Source organism: Massilia sp. CT11-108, assembly GCF_047302915.1.
Classification (GTDB): domain Bacteria; phylum Pseudomonadota; class Gammaproteobacteria; order Burkholderiales; family Burkholderiaceae_D; genus Telluria; species Telluria orientalis.
In genome coordinates this window covers 1-783 of sequence record NZ_JBKYMO010001066.1, presented here as the reverse complement: position 1 = coordinate 783, position 783 = coordinate 1, and the positions used below count along the sequence as shown (strand labels likewise).

Annotated in this window: 1 protein-coding gene; it reads right to left on the bottom strand. The window is 70.9% G+C overall.

The annotated features are described in order from the left end of the window. Positions 1-112 precede the first annotated feature (112 nt). The coding region (locus ACEN88_RS33160; protein WP_413346554.1) for a molybdenum ABC transporter ATP-binding protein at positions 113-783 on the bottom strand (671 nt) is incomplete at its 5' end.

The window sequence follows — 783 nt, the reverse complement described above, 5'->3', positions numbered from 1 at the left end:
CAAAAAAACCCCCCCCCGCGGGGCGCGGGGGGGCCCGCGCCCCCCCGGGGTCCCCCCCCCTTTTTTTTAAAAACACCCAAACCCGGGCCCCCCCCCCCGGTTCTAGGTAATTTCAATTTAACAATGCCACGCCCTTGATCTGCACCCACAGCCGCAGTCCGGGCGCGATGCCCAGTTCGCGGCGCGAGCGTTCGGTGATGCGGGCCAGCAGCGGCGATTCTCCCATCCGCAATTGCACGAGCACGTGGCCCGGCGTGTCCGTGGCCGCCACCGCCGTCACCACGGCCGGCAGGCGGTTGACGATGCTCGTGCCTTGCGGGCGGTCCAGTGCAAGGCTGACGTCGCGCGCGTGGATGCGGCAGCGCAGGTGCGTGCCGATGGCTTCGCGGCGCCGCCCCACGAACAGCGCGCCGCCCGCGAATTCCAGGCGGGATAAAGCGTCTTCCTCGTGGCCGGCCAGGATCGAGTCCAGCACGACGCCGGCATCGTCGGCGAAACTGGGCGGCAGGTCCACGCGCGCCAGCGTCTCCGACAGCGGCCCGCTGGCGACCGCCTTGCCGGCGTCCAGCAGCACGAGGTGATCCGCGAGCCGCGCCACCTCGTCCGGCGCATGGCTCACGTAGACGATCGGGATCGCCAGTTCCGCATGCATCCGTTCCAGGTAGGGCAGGATTTCCAGCTTGCGGCGCAGGTCGAGCGCGGCCAGCGGTTCGTCCATCAGCAACAGCCGCGGCGACGCGAGCAGGGCGCGCGCGAGCGCCACGCGCTGGCGCTCGCCGCCCG